At 65.3% G+C, this 24,176-nt stretch carries 23 protein-coding genes and 1 pseudogene; 12 read left to right on the forward strand and 12 right to left on the reverse strand.

Annotated elements, in window-relative coordinates:
* Nucleotides 1-101 precede the first annotated feature (101 nt).
* The 7 genes and pseudogenes from CHINAEXTREME_RS17600 to CHINAEXTREME_RS17625 all read right to left on the reverse strand — a co-directional run.
* Nucleotides 102-560 (reverse strand): annotated as a pseudogene (locus CHINAEXTREME_RS17600) (phospholipase D-like domain-containing protein); the annotation flags it as partial.
* A 16-nt stretch (nt 561-576) separates the two neighbouring features.
* Nucleotides 577-1,587, reverse strand: coding sequence for a phosphate uptake regulator PhoU (locus CHINAEXTREME_RS17605; protein WP_007142498.1), 1,011 nt, complete (start codon nt 1,585-1,587; stop codon nt 577-579).
* A 3-nt stretch (nt 1,588-1,590) separates the two neighbouring features.
* Nucleotides 1,591-2,382 (reverse strand): phosphate signaling complex protein PhoU, encoded by a 792-nt coding sequence (phoU, locus tag CHINAEXTREME_RS17610; RefSeq protein WP_007142499.1) that lies wholly within the window; start codon nt 2,380-2,382, stop codon nt 1,591-1,593.
* Nucleotides 2,383-2,384: 2 nt separating this feature from the next.
* Nucleotides 2,385-2,519 (reverse strand): hypothetical protein, encoded by a 135-nt coding sequence (locus CHINAEXTREME_RS22035; protein WP_007142500.1) that lies wholly within the window; start codon nt 2,517-2,519, stop codon nt 2,385-2,387.
* Nucleotides 2,516-4,159 carry a phosphate ABC transporter permease PstA gene (pstA, locus tag CHINAEXTREME_RS17615; protein ID WP_007142501.1) on the reverse strand — a complete coding sequence of 548 codons (1,644 nt, stop codon included), beginning with the start codon at nt 4,157-4,159 and terminating at the stop codon, nt 2,516-2,518. The genes CHINAEXTREME_RS22035 and pstA overlap by 4 nt, the downstream gene beginning before the upstream one ends.
* A 48-nt stretch (nt 4,160-4,207) precedes the next feature.
* Nucleotides 4,208-5,176, reverse strand: a complete 969-nt coding sequence (pstC, locus tag CHINAEXTREME_RS17620; RefSeq protein ID WP_010546659.1) for a phosphate ABC transporter permease subunit PstC — start codon at nt 5,174-5,176, stop codon at nt 4,208-4,210.
* 64 nt (nt 5,177-5,240) lie between these two features.
* A complete protein-coding gene (locus tag CHINAEXTREME_RS17625; protein ID WP_029601578.1) occupies nt 5,241-6,287 on the reverse strand; it encodes a PstS family phosphate ABC transporter substrate-binding protein in 1,047 nt (348 codons plus the stop codon).
* A 383-nt stretch (nt 6,288-6,670) separates the two neighbouring features.
* On the opposite strand from CHINAEXTREME_RS17625, the gene CHINAEXTREME_RS17630 reads away from it, so the two are divergent.
* The 4 genes from CHINAEXTREME_RS17630 to CHINAEXTREME_RS17645 all read left to right on the forward strand — a co-directional run bounded on the left by CHINAEXTREME_RS17630 (nt 6,671) and on the right by CHINAEXTREME_RS17645 (nt 10,029).
* On the forward strand, nt 6,671-7,666 hold the full coding sequence (locus CHINAEXTREME_RS17630; protein ID WP_007142504.1) for a phosphate signaling complex PhoU family protein: 996 nt from the start codon (nt 6,671-6,673) through the stop codon (nt 7,664-7,666).
* A gap of 110 nt (nt 7,667-7,776) precedes the next feature.
* Nucleotides 7,777-8,265, forward strand: a complete 489-nt coding sequence (locus CHINAEXTREME_RS17635) for an SRPBCC family protein (RefSeq protein ID WP_007142505.1) — start codon at nt 7,777-7,779, stop codon at nt 8,263-8,265.
* Between the two features lie 64 nt (nt 8,266-8,329).
* Nucleotides 8,330-8,974, forward strand: a complete 645-nt coding sequence (locus CHINAEXTREME_RS17640; protein ID WP_007142506.1) for a nitrous oxide reductase accessory protein NosL — start codon at nt 8,330-8,332, stop codon at nt 8,972-8,974.
* Between the two features lie 56 nt (nt 8,975-9,030).
* Nucleotides 9,031-10,029: a DMT family transporter gene (locus CHINAEXTREME_RS17645; protein WP_007142507.1), complete on the forward strand. Its 999-nt coding sequence runs from the start codon at nt 9,031-9,033 to the stop codon at nt 10,027-10,029.
* A gap of 48 nt (nt 10,030-10,077) precedes the next feature.
* Here CHINAEXTREME_RS17645 and udk read toward each other — a convergent pair whose 3' ends face one another.
* Complete coding sequence (gene udk, locus CHINAEXTREME_RS17650; protein ID WP_007142508.1) at nt 10,078-10,821, reverse strand: uridine kinase; 744 nt, start codon at nt 10,819-10,821, stop codon at nt 10,078-10,080.
* A gap of 137 nt (nt 10,822-10,958) precedes the next feature.
* Here udk and CHINAEXTREME_RS17655 point away from each other — a divergent pair, with 137 nt between their 5' ends.
* Both CHINAEXTREME_RS17655 and msrA read left to right on the forward strand, forming a co-directional pair.
* Nucleotides 10,959-11,660, forward strand: coding sequence for a 2,5-diamino-6-(ribosylamino)-4(3H)-pyrimidinone 5'-phosphate reductase (locus tag CHINAEXTREME_RS17655; RefSeq protein WP_007142509.1), 702 nt, complete (start codon nt 10,959-10,961; stop codon nt 11,658-11,660).
* A 55-nt stretch (nt 11,661-11,715) separates the two neighbouring features.
* Entirely contained in the window at nt 11,716-12,249 is a 534-nt protein-coding gene (gene msrA / locus CHINAEXTREME_RS17660; RefSeq protein ID WP_007142510.1) for a peptide-methionine (S)-S-oxide reductase MsrA, read from the forward strand.
* 42 nt (nt 12,250-12,291) lie between these two features.
* Here the strand turns inward: msrA and CHINAEXTREME_RS17665 are convergent, their stop codons facing one another.
* From CHINAEXTREME_RS17665 to tnpA, 3 genes are all read right to left on the reverse strand, one after another.
* The gene (locus CHINAEXTREME_RS17665) at nt 12,292-12,666 is read right to left on the reverse strand and encodes a winged helix-turn-helix transcriptional regulator (RefSeq protein WP_007142511.1); all 375 of its coding nucleotides are present in this window, start codon (nt 12,664-12,666) and stop codon (nt 12,292-12,294) included.
* Nucleotides 12,667-12,739: 73 nt separating this feature from the next.
* Nucleotides 12,740-13,894, reverse strand: coding sequence for an RNA-guided endonuclease InsQ/TnpB family protein (locus tag CHINAEXTREME_RS17670; RefSeq protein WP_007142512.1), 1,155 nt, complete (start codon nt 13,892-13,894; stop codon nt 12,740-12,742).
* A gap of 2 nt (nt 13,895-13,896) precedes the next feature.
* Nucleotides 13,897-14,286, reverse strand: a complete 390-nt coding sequence (gene tnpA / locus CHINAEXTREME_RS17675; RefSeq protein ID WP_029601579.1) for an IS200/IS605 family transposase — start codon at nt 14,284-14,286, stop codon at nt 13,897-13,899.
* Nucleotides 14,287-14,531: 245 nt separating this feature from the next.
* Here tnpA and CHINAEXTREME_RS17680 point away from each other — a divergent pair, with 245 nt between their 5' ends.
* Both CHINAEXTREME_RS17680 and CHINAEXTREME_RS17685 read left to right on the forward strand, forming a co-directional pair.
* On the forward strand, nt 14,532-15,560 hold the full coding sequence (locus CHINAEXTREME_RS17680; protein WP_007142514.1) for an NAD(P)/FAD-dependent oxidoreductase: 1,029 nt from the start codon (nt 14,532-14,534) through the stop codon (nt 15,558-15,560).
* 461 nt (nt 15,561-16,021) lie between these two features.
* Entirely contained in the window at nt 16,022-17,470 is a 1,449-nt protein-coding gene (locus tag CHINAEXTREME_RS17685; protein ID WP_007142515.1) for a cupredoxin domain-containing protein, read from the forward strand.
* Between the two features lie 124 nt (nt 17,471-17,594).
* Here CHINAEXTREME_RS17685 and CHINAEXTREME_RS17690 read toward each other — a convergent pair whose 3' ends face one another.
* Entirely contained in the window at nt 17,595-19,454 is a 1,860-nt protein-coding gene (locus CHINAEXTREME_RS17690) for a glycoside hydrolase family 15 protein (RefSeq protein WP_010546660.1), read from the reverse strand.
* Nucleotides 19,455-19,662: 208 nt separating this feature from the next.
* Between CHINAEXTREME_RS17690 and CHINAEXTREME_RS17695 the strand changes: the two genes are divergently transcribed.
* The 4 genes from CHINAEXTREME_RS17695 (at nt 19,663) to ureC (ending at nt 24,111) form a co-directional block, all read left to right on the forward strand.
* Nucleotides 19,663-20,499: an alpha/beta fold hydrolase gene (locus tag CHINAEXTREME_RS17695; protein ID WP_007142517.1), complete on the forward strand. Its 837-nt coding sequence runs from the start codon at nt 19,663-19,665 to the stop codon at nt 20,497-20,499.
* Nucleotides 20,500-20,572: 73 nt separating this feature from the next.
* Nucleotides 20,573-21,658 carry a guanosine monophosphate reductase gene (locus tag CHINAEXTREME_RS17700; RefSeq protein ID WP_007142518.1) on the forward strand — a complete coding sequence of 362 codons (1,086 nt, stop codon included), beginning with the start codon at nt 20,573-20,575 and terminating at the stop codon, nt 21,656-21,658.
* A 339-nt stretch (nt 21,659-21,997) separates the two neighbouring features.
* Nucleotides 21,998-22,408, forward strand: a complete 411-nt coding sequence (locus CHINAEXTREME_RS17705) for an urease subunit beta (RefSeq protein WP_007142519.1) — start codon at nt 21,998-22,000, stop codon at nt 22,406-22,408.
* The gene (gene ureC, locus CHINAEXTREME_RS17710; RefSeq protein ID WP_007142520.1) at nt 22,405-24,111 is read left to right on the forward strand and encodes an urease subunit alpha; all 1,707 of its coding nucleotides are present in this window, start codon (nt 22,405-22,407) and stop codon (nt 24,109-24,111) included. Before CHINAEXTREME_RS17705 ends, ureC begins: the two co-directional genes overlap by 4 nt.
* The last annotated feature ends 65 nt before the right edge of the window (nt 24,112-24,176 follow it).

The following is a 24,176-nucleotide window of genomic DNA, read 5'->3' on the forward strand; positions in this document are numbered from 1 at the left end:
GCGACGGTGACCGGAACCCGTCCGCTTCGCGCCGCGGCTCTGACCGTGACCGGGGGTCCACAACGGTTTCGACTCCCCGCGAACCGGGAACCCCGCCCAAGTCAGTACGATTCGCCGTCGCGCGCCCGCTCCATGAACGCTTCGTGAACGTCGACCGATGAGCCATCCGCCGACGTTGTGGCGCGGTGATAGCTCCCGTCGGCCGCCATGCACCACCTGTTTTCCGTATCCGCGAGCAGCGTTTCGATGATCGTCTCGAGTTGTGACTGTAACTTCGTATCGCGGATGGGTGCCACCGCTTCGACACGGTTGTCGAAGTTTCGCTCCATCCAGTCGGCCGATCCGACGTAGTAGCGTTCCTCGCCACCCGCGTGGAAGTAGTAGATCCGGGAGTGTTCGAGGAAGCGACCGACGATGCTGTGGACGTCGATCGTCTCGCTCACTCCCTCGAGGTTCGGTCGGAGGCGACAGATGTCCCGGACGATCAGGTCGATCTCGACGCCGGCCATCGACGCTTCGTAGAGTTCTCGGACGAGCGCCGGATCCTCGAGGCGGTTGGCCTCGACCGCACCCGCGCTACTCATCGATCGTCGACTCCGCCGTCGCTCGAGCGACGTTACCGCCGATTTCGGCGGTCCGTTCCAGGCTTCGAAGGACGGTCCCGTAGAGGAATGCGTCGGAGCCGCCCCGGTCGTACAACCGGCGATCGAGCTCCGAAATCGATCGCCTGACCTCGGATCGGGCCGAAAGCGCCGGTTCGATCTCGTCGGCCAGGGCCAGTTCGACCACCCGTCGCGCGTCGCCGCCAATCGTCTCGAGGCGATCGGCCAGCTCCGCTTCGGGCGGCGACGATTGCCGGGCCGGGACCTCCGCGATCCGTTCGGCGTGGTCCGCGACCCGTTCGAGTTGACGGGCGATGCGGTACTGTCGGAAGGCCGCGGTACGATCCGTGCCGAGGCGATCGATTTCGTGGACGTCCTCGAGTCCGCGGTGGAAGCCCCGGCTCACGAACGCGAAGAGGCGGTCGACGTCGTCGTCGCGGCCGATCACCCGTCGGGCGAGGTCCTCGTCGTCGTCTCGAACGGCGCGGACGGCATCCTCGTGCATCTCGAGGGCGAGCTGGCGGGCCTGGGCGACGGTCTGGGGGAGCGACACCTCGCCGACGTCGAGTACGCTCGTCGCCGTGAGCGCGTCGGCCGCGACCGTTTCGATCTCCATCCCGACCAGCCGACCGATCGCCCGTTCCAGGGTACGACGCGCGTCCGGCTCGAGCGCGTCCGCGTTCTCGACAGTGATCCGGTCGTAGCCGGCCAGGTAGGCCGCACGTGCACGCTGGAGGACCGATTCGTCGTCGATCGGTTCGGCGTCGATGGCGACGCTCCGGTCCCGGCAGGAGACGGTTCCCGCTGCGGCTACGAGCCGGTCCTCGAGCGGGTAGAGGAACATCGAACTGCCGGACTCGAGGCCCTGTTCGGTGGCCCACTCCTTCGGCAACGAAACCACGAACGTCGAGTTGCCGGCGATCTGTACTTTCCGCTCGACGGGGGTTCGGACGTCGTCGGTGTCCGGGGTTCGGTTCGCGCTCATCGATCAGAAGATCAGTTCGTCGTCGTTTTCGACCATGTACAGCGTCCGTGCGGCGATGTTGACTGCGTGGTCGCCGACCCGCTCGAGGTCGCGGATCGTCAGCAGGAGCCGTTCGACGTCCTCAAGGAGAATCTCGTCGGGCGTGATGTCGGTGCGGGTTTCGGCGGTATCGATGTCGGTATCGTCCGTGTATGCGTACGCGCTTCCATCGTCGTCGGCATCGGCAGCGGTTCCCGATGTGGTTCCCAACTCGGTCCCGGCTCCGGTCCCAGTCTCGAGGAGATCACGAACGATCGCTTCGCTCGCCCGCTCGCAGAGGGTGTCGATCTCCTCGTCCGCGGCCGCGACGTCGTAGGTGGCGTTCGCGTCGTCGTCTGCGTACGCTCGCACCGCCGCCTCGACCATCTCGACCGTGCGCTCGCCGATGTGCTGGACGTCGATCTGGGGGTACCGATCGTGGCTCGTTCCGCCGGCGGAACCGGCGTATCCCGCGACGTTCGTCGCCAGGTCGCCGATCCGCTCGAGATCGGTGATGATCTTGAACGACGCGGCGATAAAGCGGAGATCGCCCGCGACCGGCTGCTGGAGCGCGAACAACTCGATGCAGTCGCCCTCGAGATCGAGGTACAGTTCGTTGATCTCGTCGTCGCCCTCGATCACCTCCCGGGCGAGTTCGTCGTCGTTTCGCTCGCGGGCCTCCAGGGCGGTCCGGAGGCGGGCACACACGAGGTCGCTCATCTCGACTACGTTCGCACGGAGCCGTTCGAGTCGTCGCTGGTACTCCTCTCGTGACATAGTTAGCCGAATTTGCTGGTGATGTCGTCCTCGACGCGGTGTTCGTTCTCGAAGGTCCCGTCCGTCTCGTCGAACTCGACGAGACGACCGCCGTGAGGAAGACGGCCGTCCCGTCCGGGATGTGTGCGACCTCTCATCGGCGTTCGAACCTGTCGCGCAGTACGATCGCCGCGGCGTTCATCCCGAGTAACACGACGAGCAGTGTCACGACACCGGCTGCGACGACCCCGTATCTGAACTCCGGCTGGACGCTCCCTCGCCACGCGTAGATCTGCAACGGCATCGCGGTGACAGTCGAGAACAGCGATTCGGGTGGACTCGAGACGGATGTCGCCGCACCGATCATGATCAGCGGTGCGGTTTCGCCGATCGCTCGGCCGAGCGCGAGGATCGTCCCTGTGAGAATGCCGGGGAACGCTTCAGGGAGGACGACGTTGCGAGTCGTTTGCCAGCGGCTCGCTCCCATTCCGTAGGAGGCACGTCGTACCGACTTCGGAACCGATCTGATCGCTTCCTGAGCAGAGATGATGACGATCGGCAGGACCAGCAATCCGACGGTCAGACCGGCCGTTAAGACCGTTCCGAGTCCGAGACCCAGATCGATGGAAACCGACCCAGCCTCGAGGGTAACTCCTCGGGCGAAAACTGCCAGTCCGAGCAACCCGTAAACGACCGATGGAACGCCAGCAAGGTTCGAGAGATTGACCTGAATCAGTTGTGTGAGGCGATTGTCGCCCGCGTACTCCTCGAGGTAGATCGCTGCGCCGACGCCGAGCGGGAAGACTGCAACGATCATCACGCCAAGCATGAAGACCGAACCGATGATCGGCGGATACAGTCCGGATCGCTCGGGGAGACGGGACGGTCCTTGCTGGAAGAATGCCGAGCGGACCCAGGGATCCGGCGAACTGCTACCCAGAAGGTCGGGCAGGAACACAGCAAGGAGAACGCTGCCTGCGATGACGACCGGTGCGCCGAGTCCAAGCCGGGCCGTCGACGATTCGGCTATCGTTTCCCGCTGGCCGGTCAGTACGATCACGGCAGGAATCGACAGCCCACCGAGGAAGACGATCGCCAGGTCACCAGCAACGAGTACCCCGATTTCGACGAGACCCCCGACGAGAAGACTACCGCCGACGACACCAGCGGCGGCTAGTTCTCCGATTCGACTTCGGCCCTCGCGGGAGACTGACCACTGCCGTAACGCGAGCGCGGTCGGACCTGCGAACGTCAAGAAGTACAACAGCCAGGGTTTGATGAGCGCGAGGACCCCGGTCAGCGGAGCACGGGCGACCGAGGCGACGAGGGCCCCGACGACGGCGACGCCGAGCGCCCATCTGTGTGCGTCGGATACCTGCTCGATTCGGTCACCGTAGACGAGGAGGGCACCTGCAGGGAAGATCGCCAGCAGGAAGTATGCCGCCCATATCTGGGGTGAAACGATGATGGACACGACGACGAGGAAGAGCCCGAATCCGACGCTCAGCAACAGTCCTCCCGTCGTCGTCTTCGCGACGTCGATCGCAGGCGTTCCGCGAATTCGCCACCAGTACGCTGTGATCGGAGCCCCGATCGAGAGTACGAACACCGCGTACCATTCCGTGCTCGCCTCGGCTAGCTGGAAGGCGTCGATCGTGACGTACGTGAGTAACACGAGGAGAGTCACGATACCGAAAAGCGCTGCGGAGAGGCAGGCGTACTTGAACGCGCTTCCCTTGATGCGAGCGGCGACGTTCGACGCACCGGCCCAGTCGTGGCGCTCGGTTTCAGTACTCATCAAACTCACCTCGACGGTCGTCGGATAGTTGGTCTGGTCGTCGTTGCATCAGTACACCTCCCTGTACCGTCGTTTGACGTACTCTGCCACCAGATTCATCGTGAACGTGAACGCAAACAGCGCCAGACCGAGGGCAAACATCGACCAGTAGACCGGCGTGCCACCGACGACGTCGGAGCCAGCGGCCTGGACCATCGCTGCCGTGATCGTCTGAATCGAGTCGTAGAGGTTCTCGTGGATACTCGTCGGCTCGAGGATCAACATCTGCGGGTTCTGTCCGGCCGCCATCGTCACGATCATCGTCTCGCCGATCGCTCGCGAAATCGCGAGGATGAACGACGAGAAGATCCCCGACAGCGCCGCCGGAACCACGACCCGCGTGGAGACGTCGAACTTCGTCGCGCCCAGCCCGTATCCGGCCTGTCTGAGTTCGTCCGGGACGGAACTCAGGGCGTCCTCGCTGATCGAGGAGACCATCGGAATGATCATGATTCCGACCATGATCGACGCCGACATCGCGTTGAACGTGCTCAGCGGCAAGATCTTCTGGAGCCACGGCGTGATGTACACCAGCGCGAAGTAGCCGTAGACGACCGTCGGAACGCCCGCGAGAATCTCGAGGGCGGGTTTGAGGTACGCTCGCGTTCGTTCGGTCGCATACTCGCTGATATAGATCGCGGCCCCCAGCCCGCAGGGAAGCGCGACTGCAGCGGAGGCGACGGTGACGACGATCGTTCCGCTCAACAGCGGCAACAGACCGTACCGGTACGGCTGAATCGTCGGCCGCCAGTTCGTCCCGAACAGGAAGTCACGAATCGCGTTCGTCCAGGACGTCTCGAGCACGCCCGCGTACTGGTCAACGAAGTAGATGGCGTCCGAGAAGAGGCTGTAGATGATACCGACGGTGATCAACACCGTCAGCGTCATACAGCCGAACAGGACGTACTCGTAGAGCCGTTCACGTCTCACCGTCTCGGCCGGGCGTTGCCACTCCGACTCGATAGTATCGCTACTCACAATAACTCACCACCATCTGCGTTTGCGGTTCGATCATTGGTAGAAGACGGATCGGCAGTTTAGTTCAGTTCATCGAGGGGATCGCCTCGTCTTCACTGAGATCCCCGTCGATGGCAGCCTCGAGTCGATCGAGGTTCTCTTGAACCTCCTGATCGTTCATCGCAACGTAGCCGATGTCCTCCGAGACGATACTCCGGTCGCCGCTCAGTTCGATCGCGAACCGCATGAACTCCTGGAGCGCCTCGTTCTCCTGTAGTTTCTGCTGGTTGACATACCAGAAGATCGGACGTGCGAGCGGATACGATCCCTCGGAGGCCGCCTCGAGGCTCGGCGCGGTACAGCCGTCGCCGGCGTCGATCTCGAGGGCTTTGACGCTGTCGGGGTTGTTGTCGTAGTACGCGTACGGAAGGTAGCCGTGGGCGTACTCGTTCCCGGCGACACCCTGGGCGATCTCATCGTCTTCCTCGGTGCCGTCGAAGTCCTCGCGGATGACCCGGAGCTCGCCGACGACCTCTTCGGTCCAGTAGTCGAAGGTTCCTGACGTCGTTGCCGCACCGAACAGTTCGATCTCCTCGTCGGGCCAGTCGGAGTTGATGTCGGCCCACGTCTCGGGAGCGCTGTCGGGATGCCAGATCTCGCTGAGCTGGTCCAGATCCGCACAGTCGAGCCAGTCGTTGTCGTTGTTGACGACGGCCGTCAGCGCGTCACCAGCACACTGGAACTCGACCGGCTGGAAACCGGTATCGCTCGCTTCCTGGATTTCTTCTTCCATAATCGGGCGGCTCGCACCGTTGATGTCGCTGTCTCCGGGCAAGAAGAAGTTCTCGAACCCGCCCGTACTCCCATCGCTGGACAGTTCGTAATCGAACCCGTCCTGTTCACGGGCGAACTCTTCGCCGGCCGCTTCGGACACCGGATAAACGGTACTGCTACCCGAAATTCGGATAGTTCCGGAAACGCTGTTACCGCTGCCACTGTCACTACCGGTTTCCCCGCTCGTTCCCTCCTCCTCGGTACACCCTGCAAGTGCGACGGCCCCCGCGCCACCGGCCACCGAAATGAATCGTCGTCGCGATACACCGATACCGGACTGGGACGTGTCGTCCGTCATCACCTGAGAGCAATCAGGACACGTATAAAGAGGATTCTAATATCTATATACTCAACCAGATACGCCAATAGAGTACTATTTTCGGCAACGTAGATATCGGTATTACGACCGATCGATCGGCCTCCACTGCTGACCCGTCGTTCGAAGGGAGACGACTGATTTGAGGGGTCTTTCACCCATCGATATTCCGGGTCTGCGTAACGCGGTCAGCAATTGACGTCTCGTATAGGGCAATACCTTCACCGATATATTAATATATAGTACTATATATTGGTATGATTCGCACGTTCGAAAACGGACAACGCTCGGGATAAATACGGGGTAAATGGATTTACTCAATAGATTCGAAGGGATTTATATCCCCCCTGACGAAACGTTCCGCTATGGAGACTCGTAAGGTCCAGGTGACCGGGGGGTCGACGTACACGGTCTCGCTGCCGAAGGAATGGGCAACGGAAAACAGCGTCTCGAGCGGCGATACCGTCGAGATCTACTCCGAGGACGATACGCTGCTGGTCACGCCGCGGAGCGACGCCGACCATCAGGAAGGGACGCTCGACGTCTCGACGCTCGAGGGCGAGCGCCTCACCCGGGCCGTGCTCACGATGTACGTCAGCGGCTTCGACGTGATCCGACTCGAAGCCGGCCGGATCACGACGGAACAGCGGCGGGCGATCCGGTCGGCGATCCAGGGGCTGATCGGCGTCGAGGTCGTCGAGGAGACGACCGACGGCGTCGTCATTCAGGACCTGCTCGATTCCTCGGAGCTGTCGATCGTCAACGCCGTCACGCGAATGCGCCTGATCGCGACGTCGATGCTCGAGGACGCGGTGACGGCGCTGGTCGAGAACGACGACGACATCGCTCACGACGTCATCGAACGCGACGACGACGTCGACCGACTCTGGCTCGTCGTCTCGCGGATCTTCCGCGCGACGCTGCGCTCGCCCGGGGCGGCGGAGGAACTCGGCGTCTCCCGCGAGGACTGTTTCGACTTCCACTCCAGCGCCCGCCAACTCGAGCGCGTCGCCGACCACGCCGTCAAGATCAGCCAGCTCGCGCTCAAACTCGAGGAGATCCCCGAGGACGTCGCGGACGCGTTGCTCGAACTCCACGCGGACGCCTCGGACATCCTCGAGAAGTCGATGGACGCGTTGTTCGCCGAGGAGAGCGGTGAGGCGACCGAACTGGGCCACGACGCGCTCGAGTCGGTTCTGAGCATCGACGAACACACGCGCCACATCGACGACATGCTCCGCGAACAGGAGTCAGTCCAGGCCCAGTCGCTCGGGCTGATCCTCGATTCGCTCTCCCGAAGCGCCGACTACGGCGGGAACGTCGCCGAGACGGCCCTGCAGAAGGCGGCACCCAGCCCGTAGCGTAGTTACGTATCGTTTCTTGCCGACCTCGAGCCGATGGGGACGATGTCCACGCGCGTCGATCGAGGCCACGGGGTTTTCACGCTGTCTCTCGTAGTCTCGTTTCACCTATGCCGACCTACGAGCGACGGACGACAGTTCGGGCCCCGCTCGAGGAGGTCTGGGAGTTTCACTCCCGGATCGACGGCCTCGAGGCGGTAACGGCCGACTGGATGAACCTCCGCGTCGAGGGCCTGCTAGGACCGGACGGCGAGCCGGACCCGGACGTTCTCGAGGTGGGGACCGAGATCTCGCTTTCGATGCAACCGTTCGACGTCGGGCCGCGACAGCACTGGACCTCGCTCATCACCGAGCGCGAGCGGGGCGACGGCTCCGCGTACTTCCGGGACGAGATGGTTCACTCGCCGTTCGCGTTCGAGCGCTGGGAGCACACCCACGCGTTCTACGCCGACGGCGATCGGACGGTCCTCCGCGACCGCGTCGAGTACGAACTTCCGCTGGGTGCGCTCGGAGAAGCCGCGTCCCCGCTGTCGGGCGTCGGTTTCGAGGCGATGTTCCGCGATCGTCACCGCCGGACGAAGGCCCACCTGGAGCCGTGACGGGCAGCGAGCCGTTCGACGGACGGACCACACCCGTTTTGTCCCGACGGGTCGTATGACGGGTATGATCGGGAGCACGAGCGGAGCGGTCGACCGCCGTCGCCTGCTCGGCTTGCTCGCGGCCGGGACGACTGCCGGCGTCGCGGGCTGTCTCGGAGGCGACGATGGGGGCGACGGTGAGGGTGAGGATGGGAACGGGGACGACTCCACCGGCGAGGACGAAGACGACGACCACGTCTACGACCGGAACGCGTTCTCCCACCCCGGCGAGGAACCGGTCGAGTTCACCGAGAGCCAGCGCTGTCCAGTCTGTACCATGACGCCGCTGATGTATCCCAACTGGCGGTGTCAACTCGCCCACGAGAACGGCGACGGCGTCGCCTTCGACACGCCCGGCTGTCTGTTCGCGTACTACGCGTTCCTGCCGATCGATTCGCCCGTGACGGCCGGCTGGGTGACCGAATACGAGCAGCGCGAACTCATCGACGCCACCGAGGCCTACTACGTGGTCGTGACCGACGACACTGCCGAGGAAGCCGACGACGACGTGATGAAACTCAACCCCCGGCCGTTCGCCGACCGCGAGGACGCCGTGGCCTACCTCGAGGAGTGGGAGGCCGAACCGTTGACGGAGGACGACGTGATCCGACTCGAGGACATCGACCGGGGGCACGCCGAGATCTACCGAGGGAACCGGCTCCCGAACTGACCGAGCGACAGGCCGGTTCCGGAAAGCGTTTGCCGTCCCGCGGGCGTTCTGCTGACGTGACCGGAACCAGGGTCGGGATCGGAGCGGATCTCGAGGCCACACCGTACGTCGCGCTCGCTTTCGCGGTCTTCGCGGCGAGCACGAGCGCCATCCTCGTCCGCTGGAGCGGGGCCCCGAGTTCGGTGGCAGCGTTCTACCGGGTCCTGTTCACGACGGCGATGGTCGCACCCGTCGCCGTCCTGCGGTATCGCGGAGAGTTCGCCCGGCTCTCCGTCCCGGACTTCGGGTTCGCCGTCGTCGCCGGGGTCGCGCTCGCGATTCACTTCGCGGCCTGGTTCGAGAGCCTGAACCACACGAGCGTCGCCGCGAGCGTGACGCTCGTCCAGACCCAGCCGATCTTCGTCGCCGTCGGGGCCGCGCTCGTCCTCGGGGAGCGGGTCTCCCGGGAGACCGTCGTCGGCATCGCCGTCGCGATCGTCGGCGCGGCCGCCATGTCGCTTGGCGACGCCGGCGAGGCGCCGATCTCCGACGCGACGGTCTACGGCAACGCCCTGGCGCTGCTCGGGGCTATCACCGTGGCCGGCTACGTGCTCGCCGGGCGGTCGATCCGCCAGCGCGTCTCGCTGTTCCCGTACGTCACCGTCGTCTACACCGCCTGTGCGGTGACACTGGCGGTCCTCGTCGGCGCCCAGGGCCACGACTTCGTCGCCTACCCGGCCCGCGAGTGGCTCCTCTTTCTCGGGATGGCCCTCGGGCCCGGCGTCTTCGGGCACACGATCGTCAACTGGGTGCTGAAACACCTCGAGTCGGTCGTGGTCAGCGTCGCCTGGCTCGGCGAGCCGGTGGGGTCAACGATCCTCGCGCTCGTCCTGCTCGCGGAAGTCCCCGACGCGATCACGCTGGTCGGCGGCGCGGTGGTCCTCGCAGGGATCTACGTGACGACGATCGAACGCGAGCGCCGGAAGGGGGATGATCCCGGCGACGAGGGATCGGAGACGAGTGCGGGTGCCGGAACCGATGCGGAGCCGGAGCCTGATCCGGAACCCGATCCCTGATACGAACGAGCGGAGAGAAAAGAACCGACCACGGACGGCCGACTGGGGTCAGTTCGTCGACGAGCCGTCGATGATCGCGTCGCCCTCGCGGTCCTCGTCCCGTTCGCGGTCCCGGCCGAGACCGCGATCGAGGTCCAGATCCGCGTCGCCTTCCAGTTCTCGCTCGCCACCTTCGTCGTCGGTCAGTTCGGCGTCGATTTTCTCGAGCAGCAACTCCAGGGCCGACCGGTTTGCCCCCTCGGGAATGATGACGTCCGCGTTCTTCTTCGTCGGTTCGACGAACTGCTCGTGCATCGGCTTGACCGTCTCTAAGTACTGGTCCATGACGCCCTCGAGGTCCCGGCCGCGGTCGACGACGTCGCGTTCGATCCGTCGCAGGATGCGGACGTCGGCGTCGGTCATCACGTAGATCCGCAGATCGAGCATGTCGAGGATCTCCTCGTCGTACAGCGAGAAGATGCCCTCGACGACGATCACGTCGGTCGGCTCGACGGTGACGCGCTCGTCCTTGCGGTTGTGGATCTCGAAGTCGTACTGGGGCATCTCGATAGGCTGGCCCATCAACAGCGTGTCCAGTTGTTCGCGGAGCAGTTCCCACTCGAATGCCGAGGGGTGGTCGTAGTTGACGTCGGCTCGTTCCTCGTACTCGAGGTTCGAGAGGTCTTCGTAGTAGTTGTCAAGCGGGATTCGGGTGACGGGTTCGCCGACTTCCTCGGCGAGTGTCCGCGCCACGGTGGTCTTGCCGGCCCCCGTGCCCCCGGCGATCCCGATGACGAACGACGGGATACTCATCACTCGAGTCTGGATACGGGCCGTAATCAATCCCCTGAAATGCGGTCGCTCTCGGTAACAGGGTGCGTGGCCGCCGACGGGAACGACTGCGAGCGGGAACGCGGTGGCTTCTTTACCGTTCGTGCGCAGACCCCGGTATGCACGTCGTCGTCAACGCCGCCGCGAGCGCGGACGGCAAGCTCTCCTCGAGGCGGCGCGAACAGATCGCCATCAGCGGCGAGGCCGACTTCGACCGCGTCGACCGGCTCCGGGCCGACAGCGACGCCGTCGTCGTCGGCGTCGGGACCGTTCTCGCCGACGATCCGAGCCTCACCGTCAAGGATGCCGAGCGGCGGAAACGACGGCAGGAGGCCGGCAAGCCCGGAAATCCCGCGCGAGTGGTCGTCGACTCGAGGGCTCGCACTCCGCCGGACGCCGAGGTCGCCGACGACGCGGCGACGACCTACGTCTGCGTGAGCGAGGCCGCGCCGGTCGACCGCCGGCTGGCGCTGTCCGAGCGAGCGGACACGGAACTCGTGACTGCCGGGGAGGAGCGGGTCGACCTCCTGCCCGCCTTCGCCGCGCTGCAAGAGGAAGGACTCGAGCAAATCATGGTCGAGGGCGGCGGCGAACTCATCTTCTCGCTGTTCGAGGCCGGACTGGTCGACGAACTCCAGGTCTTCGTCGGGCCGAAAGTGATCGGCGGCCGCGACGCGCCGACGCTGGCCGACGGCGAGGGGTTCGTCGAAGAGTTCCCCCGGCTCGCACTCGAGGACGTCGAACGGATCGACGAGGGTATCCTGCTGAGCTGGCGGGTGGAGCCGGACGCGACGGCGGCAAACGACTGGAGCGAAGGCTGACCGCTTCCCGCGACGTCCCGTCACATCTTTCCTCGCCGGGCCCGTCCACTCGAGCATGGAACGCGCGACATTCGGTGGCGGCTGTTTCTGGTGTGTCGAGGCGGCCTTCGAGGAACTCGAGGGCGTCGAATCGGTGACCTCCGGTTACGCCGGCGGCCACGTCGAAGACCCGACCTACGAGGAAGTCTGTTCCGGCGAGACCGGCCACGCGGAGGTCGTCCAGCTCGAGTACGACCCCGAGGCCGTCGCCTACGAGGACCTGCTCGAGGTCTTCTTTACCATCCACGACCCCACGACGAAGGACCGCGAGGGTCCGGACGTCGGCTCGCAGTATCGCTCGGCGATCTACGCTCACGACGAAGACCAACTCGAGACCGCCCGCCGGTTCGCCGAGGAACTCGAGAACGAAGGACTCTACGAGGGGATCGTGACCGAGATCGAGCCGCTCGAGACGTTCTACGAGGCCGAGGAGTACCACCAGAACTACTTCGAGAAGAACCCCAACGACGCCTACTGTACGATGCACGCGGCCCCGAAAGTCGAGAAGGTCCGCGAGAAGTTCGACGGGAAGGTGACGGCAAGCGAGTAGTCGGGCCGTCGCGGCGTCGGCTCCGACCGGCCGTTCGACGAGTTACGCGATCGATCCGTCCCGGTCCGATGCCTCCGAGAGGTGTTCTTTCCCCCACTCGGTCATCGCTTCGATCACCGGCTCGAGCGATTTGCCCAGGTCGGTCAGCGAGTACTCGACCCGGACTGGCTTCTCGTTGACGATCTCGCGGTCGACCAGTCGCTTCTCCTCGAGGTCGTCGAGCACCTCCGAGAGCACCTTGCTCGAGATGCCGCCGACTTCGTCCTGCAACGCGTTGAATCCGAGCGGGCCGTTCGCGAGCAGTCGCTGGACGATCACTGGGTGCCACTTCTTGCCGATCAGCGTCGCGGTAGAGGTGACGGGACACCAGTCCTCGCCCGCACACCAGACCTGAAGGTCGTCAGTCGGTTCAGTCATGGGTCACCCAACGGGGCTGACGGATTTAACGTTACCTCACGTAATCCACTTACCGACTGACATCCTCCCACGGCTAAAGCCGTGGGGTTCCCCCACTGGGGGTTGAACCCACGGATACGGAGAGGTTCGCAGGTTCGTCGTCACGTTGGACGATGACCTGCGTTTCGGACTGTGCCAGTACAGCCCCCGCCTCGGACAGCGGTTTCGAGAACTTGCCCAAGGCTCGTTTGCCGATATTCAGCGCACCGTTTTTGTCCGCGTTGTCGTCCAGTCCACACGCAGGACACTTGAACCGCCCCTGCGTCTCGCGGTCGCCTTCGCAGGTACAACGGTTGCACGTCTTCGACGTGTCGTATTCTTTGACCAACTGTACGTCGATACCCGCGTCGTGGGCCTTGTACTCGATGTAGTTCAAGAGGCGGGCGAACGGCATCTTGTGGGTCTTGTCGTTGACGTACCGTCCCTTGTCGTTGTCCTTACGAATCCCACCAAGGTCGCCCACGACGATAACTGCGTTCCGCTCCTCGGCGTCCTCCACAATCTGTCGAGCAATCTTGTGGAGGCGGTCGTCCACCTTCCGCGCTTCCGCGTCACCGATTTGCTCAACCACCTGTTGCCCCTGTCGAGGTTTCGCCTTCCCGATGGACTTTCGGAGTTGCTTGTAGTGTTCGCGGATACGGCGAACTTCCTCGCCGTAGAACGTGGTTTTGCGGTCAGAGAGGAACGCGCAGGTGGCGACCCACCGTGCGCCCATGTCGATAGCCAGTACGTCGTCATACTCGTCTCGAACAGTCACAGACCGCTTGACGACGAGATGAACGTACCAGTCACCGTCACGGCGCACCAACTCACTGTCCCGAATATCGCCCTCACGGATGAGTTGTTCGTCCTTATGCGGGAGGTAGGCGGGACACCAGATGGAGTTGCCCCGTCCACGCTCGGGGTCGAAGACAGGGACTTTGACCCACCACGACGAGAGAACGGTGTTCTCGTCGTGGGCTACGTCGAACACGTCGTTGCGGAGAACAACGGGTTGTTCGGTGTCGTGGTTCGGGTCTTTCTGTCGCTGGACTTTCGACGCCTGCTGTTTGGTCGCAGAGTAGAGGTCGGCGTCTCCACCGTGAACCTCGCGTTGGAACGCCTCGTACTCACGGGCGAGTAGGTCAGCCTTCCTGTTGGTCAGCGAGTGGAGTTTGACCCGCACCGTGGTCGAGACGTTTCGTTGCATGGCTATTCACCTGCTTGGGCGTCGATGTACTCTTCGATGACCTCGCTGGATACGTCACCCGCGCTCGACACGAAGTATGAGCGCGTCCACAGCGAGGGCAGGCCGAAGTCGAACTCGTCACGGAGGTGGCGCGAGGAGTAGCCCTTGACCTGTTGCATTATCTTGTTCGGCGCGAGCGTCGGGTCGCCCGTGATGAACAAGTGTACGTGGTCGGGGCGAATCGCCAACTCCAGTATCTCTAAGCCGAGTTCGTCGGCTTTCTCCTCGATGAGTTCTTCGAGACGGTCGTGTACCTCGCCTTCCAGTACCGATTTGCGGTACTTCGGGCACCAGATGAAGTGGTACTGGAGTTTGTGGACGTTGGTACGTTCCCTGTCGAACCCACGAGGCATCATCAGTATATAGAAACTATTCACCTAAAGATATTACGTAAGCATCTAACCACAGCCGTGGCTACGAACGTGGATAGATTCCCAGTCGTCGGCTTCATCCCACCCGTAAACGGGTGGGCTTTCGCCTCACTACCGCTGTAATAGCCGCTGGCGATCCCGGTTACCGGCTCGTAACCCGGTGTGGGGCCGGTTGGCTCGAGTTTATTACTAACGAGTCGTAATCCGGTTACGAGACGAAACCACCAATGACGACGCCATCCACTCCGGACGAGCGCCGGTACGAAGTCGCCGTGGTCGGCGGCGGACCGGCCGGACTGACGACTGCACTGTACGCGACCCGACTCGGCCACGAGACCGCGGTCTTCGACCGTGGCGGCGGCCGCGCCGCGATGATGCAGGAGACCCACAACGTCATCGGCGTCCCCGAGTCGGTCTCGGGCACCGAGTTCCTCGAGACGGCCGTCGACCAGCTACGGTCGTACGGCGCGGACTACCGCCAGGAGTTCGTGACCGGCGTCGACCGGCGCGACGACGAGTTCGTGCTCGAGACGACGGAGGGAACGGCCGTCGCCGATCGGGTCGTGCTCGCGACCGGCTTCTCCGACGGTCGTCCGGAGCCGCCGCTGCCCCGCACCGGCCGCGGTCTGCACTACTGCCTCCACTGTGACGCCTACATGTTCGTCGACGAGCCGGTCTACGTGATGGGCCACGGAGACAGCGCCGCCTACGTGGCGATGATCATGCTGAACTTCACCGACGATGTCGATCTGCTGTTGCGGGACGACGACCCGACCTGGAGCGACGAGACCGCGACGCTGCTCGAGAACCACCCCGTCGACGTCGTCCGCGAGGAGGTCACCGGCGTCCGGAACGGCGAGGACGGCTGGCTCGAGGCCCTGGAGTTCGCGGACGGTTCGGTCCGGGAGTACGCAGGCGGGTTCGCGATGTACGGCTCCGACTACAACGACGGGCTCGCGGCGTCGCTCGGCGCGGAACTGAACGACGACGGCACGGTTGCGGTGGACGACCACGGCCGCACGTCGGTCGACGGGCTCTACGCCGTCGGCGACCTGACGCCCGGCCACAACCAGATCCCCGTCGCGATGGGCCAGGGGGCGAAGGCGGGCATCGCGATCCACAAGAGCCTCCGCGCGTTCCCGAAGTCGCTCGCGGAACTCGAGGCCGAAGGCGCGGTCGGTCTCGAGGACGTCCCCGCCATCGCACCCGAACTGCGACGGCAGGCGAACGCCCACGCACCGGCCGAAGGCGACTGATAGGAGACGCGATCCGGGTATTCCGTCTCGAGCCGCGTCGTGAGTTCGGCGTCGGAGTCGATCCCGGTCAACTAGCGCGATGTCGGTACCCCTCTGCCATTCATCCTCGACCCGTGACGGCTCCGTTCTACCCCACCCCGTCCGCTCGCACCTGGTCTACGGAGTGGTCGGAGACGTACCGACCGCGAGCCGTTCCGGTTCCGGGGTCGAACGGTGCACGCTCTCGCCCGGGACCGAAATCGACCGAGGGAACGGCTCGACACGGAACCCTCGATTCACGAAATCACACGCTGTCCTCGGTAAGGTCGGATTAGCCCGGCACCCGACCGATCGACGCCGACTCCCGCCGTAAGGGCGGGCAGGATCCGCTATTAAAATCTTGCGCGAACGGGTATCTATCACGCCACAACGATGGGGTCCTTTCTTCCCTCGAACTTCCTCACCGATTCCTGTGGTACCATATGACGGACGATAACGAATCGAACCACGGCGTAGCACGACGGACCCTGCTGGCGGCCGGTGGCACGGCGACGATCGGGGCGCTCGCGGGACGTGCGGGAGCCAGGCTAGACGAGCACGAGACCGACGCCGGCGGCGATAGCGACGGCGATGGGACCGATGAACCGAGCCGGGAAGTCACGGTACGGCAGGAGCCGGGAAACGCCTTCTACTGGGTGTTACCCGGCGAACGACGACTGAGTCCGCAGGTTTTCGGCACGCCAGAGAATCCACGGCGCGGGAGTGCCCTGCTCGAGTCACGGATCGAACAGGCAAAGGGGTTTCCCGAACCGCTCGACGAAGCGATCCCGCAGTTGCTCGAGGACCTCCCGCCGCTCGTGGCCGCACCGGAAGCGGGCCGGGAACCGATCGAAGACGGGGAATCGGACGGGATCGCCCAGGAGCGATTCACCGAGCCGACGCTGTACAGCGACGATGCCGAGGTGACCAGCGGCTCGTTCGAGATTTCGTATCAGGATCACCAGCCCTACGATCTTCCGGGGGCACCGGGTGACACGACCGATTCGATCGAACTCGACGCACAGTTCACCGACCCGGCTGGCAACGAGTACGAACTCGAACACGACCACGTCGTGCAACCACCGATCCCCGGCTACGAGACCGGCGGCGGCGTCCTGACGGGGAGTTGGCTCCACGGGATCACGGGGACGGGTTCGCCGCTGTTGACGGAAACGTACACCTACGGTGGGTCGTGGGGCGTCGGCGACGTCCGTATCAACGGCGAGTTGGCGACCGAAGACGGGTTCCGCGTCATCCACTTCATGACGACCCAGACCGTTCGAGACGAACGGTACCGAATGGCGCTCGACGAGGAGATGCCGCTCGCCCCCGACGAGACGATCGCGGGACAGATCCACCACACCCACGGCGTCGTCCTGCCGATCAGGCCGACGCCCGACGGGCCCGTGTACGACCCGGTCCCAACCGCGATGGAACTGCCCAGCGGCGAGACCCAGCCGTTCATCCACGCGATGTGGGAACAGGAGGAACTCGTCGAGGGACCGTTCGCCGACTGGGAGTTTCCCGATCAGCCCGCCGAGGCCGAGCCGGACGATCAGGATACGGCCGACGATTCGGGACCCGACTTCCGGTTCCTCGGCGACGCGTCGGCCTGGCAGGGCGAAGCGCCCGACGGTATCGCGGGCGAAGAGAACCCGACGCTCAGCCTCGAGGCGGGGGCCGAGTACGAACTGGTGTGGGAAAACGCCGACGGCCTCCAGCACAACTTCGCGATCGAAGACGAGGACGGGTCGGACCTGCAGGCGTCGGAGTTGCTAGGCGAGGAAGGGGCGACCCAGACGGTCACGTTCACGGCGACGGCGGAGATGTCGGAGTACTACTGTCAGGTCCACCCCGGGAGTATGCGCGGGTCGATCGAAGTCGAGGGCTGAGGACTGAGGGCTGAGGCCTGACCGCGACCGGACGCATCGACTCATACGGATCGCCGTACCGATTTGTCGGTGCAACCGCCGCCCGGGTCGCTGTTGCACCGGAGATGACGTCCAGTAAACCGTATCACTCCTCGAGGTCCACGATCGGGTCCCCGAGGCGAATTCCCATCGGAGCGGGCCCCGGGGTCTCGTACCCCCGGACGTAGCCGAGGTAGAGGGCGCTGTTGACGATCCCGATGTGGCTGAACGCCTGGGGGAAGTTCCCGAGGTGTGCGCCGCTTTCGGGGTCGATTTCCTCCGCGACGAGGCCGACCGGGTTCACGTACTCGAGCAACGTCTCGAACCGGGCGGTCGCCTCCTCGATGCGGCCCGAGAGCGCGAGCGCGTCGATCAACCAGCAGGAACAGAGCACGAACGCTCCCTCCTCGCCCGGTAGACCGTCGTCGCCGTCGTAGCGGGACACGAAGACGTCGTCCTCGACCAGCTCCGCCTCGATGGCCTCGATCGTCCCCTGGATCCGGTCGTCGTCGAACGGCAGGAAGCCGACGATCGGGAACAGCAGGGCCGTCGCGTCGAGGGCGTCTGCTCCGTAGGACTGGACGAAGGCCCCGACGTCCTCGTCGTACCCGCGCTCGAGGACCTCGGTCCGGATTTCCGCGCGCGTCTCCCGCCAGGCGTCCAGCGGCGCGTCGAAGTCGCCGTCGGTCGCGATCGCGATTCCCCGGTCGAGCGCGGCCCAGCACAGGACCTTCGAGTGGACGAAGTGGCGGTCGCCGCCCCGGACCTCCCAGATGCCCGCGTCCGGCTCGGTCCAGATCCCGCGGACGTACTCGACGATGTCCCGGATTCGAACCCACTCGTCGTCCGCGAGCGTTCGCCCGTGACGGCACATTTCGTCGACTGCCAGCAGAAGTTCGCCGTAGACGTCGTGTTGGCGTTGCTCGACGGCCCCGTTGCCGATCCGGACCGGTCGCGAGCCGCGATACCCCTCGAGGTGATCCAGTTCCCGTTCCTCGAGGTCGGACTCGCCGTGGAGGCCGTACAGGGGCTGGATCGCCGCCGGCTCGTCCGCCTGGCAGAGGTCCATGAACCAGTCGAAGTAGTCGTTCGCCTCGTCGGTCGTACCGAGGTTCAGCAGCGCCTGGACGGTGAACCCGGCGTCGCGCAGCCAGTTGAACCGGTAGTCCCAGTTGCGGACGCCGCCGACGTCCTCGGGCAGTGACGCCGTCGGCGCGGCCGCGATCGCGCCGGACTCGGCGTGAGTTAGGAGCTTCAGGACGAGTTCGGAGCGAACGATCTCGTCGTGCCACGGGCCCGCGAACGTGCAGTCGTCCGCCCCGCAGGTGTGCGCCCGGTCGGTCCAGAACCGGATCGTCTCCTCGAGCGCGGCCTCCGGATCGGTGCTCGCGTCCTCGGCTCCGGTACACCGCAGCAGGAACCAGGCGTCCTCCCCCGCCTCGAGCGTCAGATCGCCGGTGACCCGGCCGTCCTCGATCGCGAGGTCGATCGGCGCCTCGAGCAGGGTCCGTTCCTCCGCGCCCGCGGCGAGGATGCCGTCCTCGACGGGTTCGATCGTCGGCTCCGTGCGGCCGTAGTCGAACTGCGGCTCGAGATCGACCCCGAGTTCGACCCGCCCCTCCGCACAGGCGGCCTTCCGGTAGAGGACCTTCTTCGGGTCGTCGACCCGACCGGCCGGCGGCATGAAGTCCGTCACCGTCGCCGTGCCGCCCTCGGTCCGGAAGGTCGTCTCGAGGACGTTCGTGTCCCCGACGTACCGACGCTCCGACTCGAAGGCATCGGTGGGCGCCACCCGGAACCGGCCGCCGCGGTCGTGATCCAGGATCGCCGCGAAGATCGTCGGCGACTCGAGGTGCGGAAACGGGAACCAGTCGATCGAGCCGTCCGGGCCGACGAGCGCACACGTCTCGAGGTTCCCGACGACGCCGTAGGACTCGATCGGCGGGTACGCTTCGGAGTCAGTCATCGACACCACCCTTCAGTACGGGGTTGCCGGACTCGAAGCGACCTGGACGGGGGTCGATGGTCATGTCGTCCCGTTCCACGACCAACAGCAAAAAGGCGAACCGTAGTAGACGAAAGCACACGCCAACGCCGGAATCGGTCGCCGAGGGGACTCCCGGACACGCAGTCGCCGCGGCAACCCCTTTCGGCGTCGGACCCGCAGGTCGGCCATGGACTACGAGCGTTGGTCCGAGAGACAGGAGTCGACGACGATCGGGGTCGACGAGCACGACCTCGAGGTCGCCTACTACGACGAGGGGTCGGGAGAACCGGTGGTGTTCTGTCACGGAATTCCGACCGCTTCGTTCCTGTGGCGCCACGCCGCGCCAGAACTGGCCGACGACTATCGGGTGATCGCGCCCGACATGGTCGGGTACGGAAACTCGGCGACCCACGATGGGTTCGATCGCTCGATCCGCGCCCAGGAGGAGCTGATCGCCGGCCTGGTCGATCGACTGGATCTCGGGACGGTCTCGTTCGTCGGCCACGACCTCGGCGGGGGCGTCGGCCTCCGGTACGCGGCCCATCGGCCCGACGAGGTGTCGAAACTGGTGCTCTCGAACGCAGTCTGTTACGACTCCTGGCCGATCGAGCAGATCGTCGATCTCGGTTTGCCGGCGACGATCGAGGGGATGAGCGTCGACGACCTCCAGAAAACTCTCCGCGGCCTCTACAGGGAGACCCTCTACGGCGACGATCCCGACGAAGCGTTCGTCGAGGGTATGGTCTCGCAGTGGGACTCCGAGGAAGCGATGGTCTCGCTGTCGCGAAACGCGATCGGGACCAACACCAGCCACACGACGGAGATCGATCCGGCCGACGTGACGGCCGAGACGCTCCTGCTCTGGGGGGCCGAGGACGAGTTCCAGCCGATCGAGTACGCCGAACGCCTCGCGGACGACGTCGACGACGCCGAGGTGGTCGGACTGAACGACGCCTATCACTGGGTGCCGGAGGATCGGCCCGACGCCTACACCGAGCACCTCGCGGAGTTTCTGGCGTCCTGAGACGCCGGGAGCTGCCGAGGCGGCGGGAAATCCGACGAACTTATTTCCATCGACTCCCTCTTTTTTGAGGGTCATGGACGAACTCAGGACGGGACTCAGTTACGGAGACGTGCTACTGGTTCCGCAGCGATCGCCCGTCGACAGCCGCAGCGACGTCGATCTCTCTACGAACCTCACGCCGAACATCGAACTCGAGACGCCGCTGGTTTCGGCCGCGATGGACACCGTTACCGAGAGCGATCTCGCGATCGCGCTCGCCGAGAGCGGCGGGATCGGGACGATCCATCGGTTCCTCACGGTCGACGAGCAGGCCGCGGAAGTCGAGACGGTCGCCGACGCCGGCCACCCCGTCACGGCGGCCGTCGGCATCAACGAGGACTACGTCGACCGGACGGCGGCGCTGCTCGAGGCCGGCGCGTCGGCGATCGTCGTCGACGTCGCCCACGGCCACCTCGAGCGGGCGCTCGACGCGACGGCGGAACTCCGGTCCGAGTTCCCGGGTGCCGAACTGATCGCGGGGAACGTGGCGACGCCGGACGGCGTCGAGGACCTCTACGAAGCGGGTGCCGACAGCGTCAAGGTGGGGATCGGCCCGGGATCGCACTGTACGACCCGAAAGGTCGCAGGGGCGGGCGTCCCGCAGTTGACTGCGGTCGACGACTGCGCCGAGGTCGCGCGGGATCTGGGCATTACCATCGTCGCGGACGGCGGGATCCGGACCTCGGGGGACGCCGTCAAGGCCCTGATGGCCGGCGCGGACACGGTGATGATGGGGAGCCTCTTCGCGGGGACCGACGAGGCACCCAGCGAGATCGTCACGGTCGACGGCGTCAGGTACAAGCGATCCCGCGGGATGGCGACGACGGCGGCCGCCGAGGACCGCGACGACAAGCCCGAAAACGTCGACGCCGACGAGGGAGTCGAGGGGCTGACGCCGTACAAGGGACCCGCGGCGGACGTCGCCGAGGAGTTCTGTGCGGGCATCCGGTCCGGCCTCTCGTACTGCGGCGGGCACACGATCCCCGCGGCCCGCGAGAAGGCGGAGTTCATCCGCGTCGCGGCCAGCGCCCAGGAACGCGAAGGCGCTCACACCGACGACGAGTGGGAGACCGTCAGCGTCGATAGCGTCGGCGAGGCGGCGACGAACGCCGACGACTGACCGCGTTCACGGCCGTCCCGTTTCGCCGATCCGGGGCCCGAGTCCGACTCGTAACTCGAGTCGCGCCGTCCCGGTCGAGCGTCCCCGTCGGGACCGCTGTACCCGGCCACGCGTTCTCGAGGGTGTCCATTCGACCGACACACACGCCGATCAGGAGGAGTGACAGGAGGAATGCCGAAAATGACGAGCGATTTCTGGACAGTATAACACGAATCGGGGGTCCGCTGGGCAAGTATTGGCACGCAGTGGAGTACTTACATCGTTCGTCTCCTTATCCCGGCTCATGATGACACATACCAGACTCGAGGGTGCCGACCGCCCGGTCGGCGCGGTGGTGGGATGACGAACCTCGTGCCGGGAGAACTTGACCCCGCAGGCGACCCGGTCCGGATCAACGAGGGGCGACCGACGGCGACCGTCACCGTCGAGAACATCGGCGATCGACCGGTCCAGGTCGGCTCGCACTTTCACTTCTTCGAGGTCAACCCCGGCCTCGAGTTCGACCGCGAGTCGGCCTACGGGATGCGACTGGACGTTCCCGCCGGAACGGCGGTCCGGTTCGAACCCGGCGTCGAACGCGACGTCGACCTCGTCGCGATCGGCGGCGACCGTATCGTCCGCGGGATGGCCGGCCTCGTCGAGGGCGAACTCGACGACGACGCCGTGAAAGAGCGAGCGCTGGAACGGGCTCGAGAACGGGGCTACATCGCGGAGTCGGAGCCTGATACGAGCGGAGGCGACCGTCCGTGAGCCGCGACCTCCCCCGGTCGGAGTACACCGACCTGTTCGGGGCTACCGAGGGCGACCGGCTACGGCTCGGCGATACGGACCTGTTCGCGAGGATCGAAAGCGACCACGCCGTCCCGGGCGAGGAGGCCGTCTTCGGCGGCGGGAAGACGATGCGGGACGGGATGGGAATGCAGTCCGGCGTTACGCAGGCCGAGGGAGCCCTCGACTGGGCCGTGACGAACGCCGTGATCGTCGACCCCGTCCTCGGCGTCCGCAAGGGCGACATCGGCGTCCGAAACGGGGAGATCGCCGGCATCGGGAAGGCCGGCAACCCCGATACCATGGACGGCGTCGATATGGTGATCGGCCCGAGCACGGACACGATCCCCGGCGACGGGCTGATCGCGACGCCCGGCGCGCTCGACATTCACGTCCACTTCAACAGCCCGCAACTCGTCGATCACGCCCTCGGCTCCGGCGTGACGACGATGCTTGGCGGCGGCTTCGGCGGCGGCGCGACGACCTGCACGCCCGGACCCGAGAACGTCAAACGGTTCCTGCAAGCCGCCGAGGCGTGGCCCGTCAACGTCGGCCTCTACGGCAAGGGCAACAGCAGTCGGCCCGCGGCGCTACGCGAACAGATCGAGGCCGGCGCGTGCGGCATGAAACTCCACGAGGACTGGGGGTCGACGCCCGCCGCGATCGACACCTGCCTCGAGGTCGCCGACGAGGAAGACGTCCAGGTCTGTATCCACACGGACACGTTAAACGAGTCGGGCTTCGTCGAGCACACGTTCGATGCGATCGACGGGCGCGCGATCCACACGTTCCACATCGAGGGCGCCGGCGGCGGTCACGCGCCGGACGTCCTCGAGTTGATCGGCCACGAGCACATGCTGCCGTCCTCGACGAACCCGTCGATGCCCTACACCGAGAACACGTTCGACGAGCACCTGGACATGGTGATGGTCTGTCATCACCTCAACCCGGACGTCCCCGAAGACGTCGCGTTCGCCGAGTCCCGGATCCGGGCGGAGACCATCGGCGCGGAGGACGTGCTCCACGACACCGGCGCGATCAGCATGATGACCTCCGACTCCCAGGCGATGGGACGCATGGCGGAGGTCATCAGCCGCACGTGGCAGACCGCCCACAAGATGAAGAACCAGCGCGGGCCGCTGCCGGCCGACGAGGGGACGAACGCGGACAACGCCCGCATCGAACGGTACGTCGCCAAGTACACGATCAACCCGGCGATCACCGCCGGGATCGACGACTACGTCGGCTCGCTCGAGCCCGGAAAGCTCGCGGACATCGTCCTCTGGGAGCCTGGCTTCTTCGGGATCAAGCCGGAGGTCGTCCTCAAGGGCGGGTTCCCGGTCTGGTCCCAGATGGGAGAGGCGAACGGCTCGCTGATGACCTGCGAACCGGTAATCGGCCGCGAACGGGCCGGCGCACAGGGTCGGGCGAGACACGGCCTCTCGGTGACGTTCGTCAGCGAGGCGGCGAGCGAGAACGACGTGGGCGAGGCCTACGGCCTCGAGACGCCGGTCCGGCCGGTCAGCGACACGCGGGAGGTCCGGAAGTCGGACATGCTACACAACGACCACTGCCCGGACGACATCGAGATCGACGCCCAGACGTTCGAAGTGAAAGTCGACGGCGAGCACGTCACCTGCGACCCGGCGGAGGAAGTGCCGCTCGCACAGCGATACCTGCTCTGACTCCGATCATGGACCACAGCACACCCACCACGGACGTACCAGCACCGACGAGCCGACCACCCGCT

The organism is Halobiforma lacisalsi AJ5, assembly GCF_000226975.2.
Taxonomy (GTDB): Archaea; Halobacteriota; Halobacteria; order Halobacteriales; family Natrialbaceae; genus Natronobacterium; species Natronobacterium lacisalsi.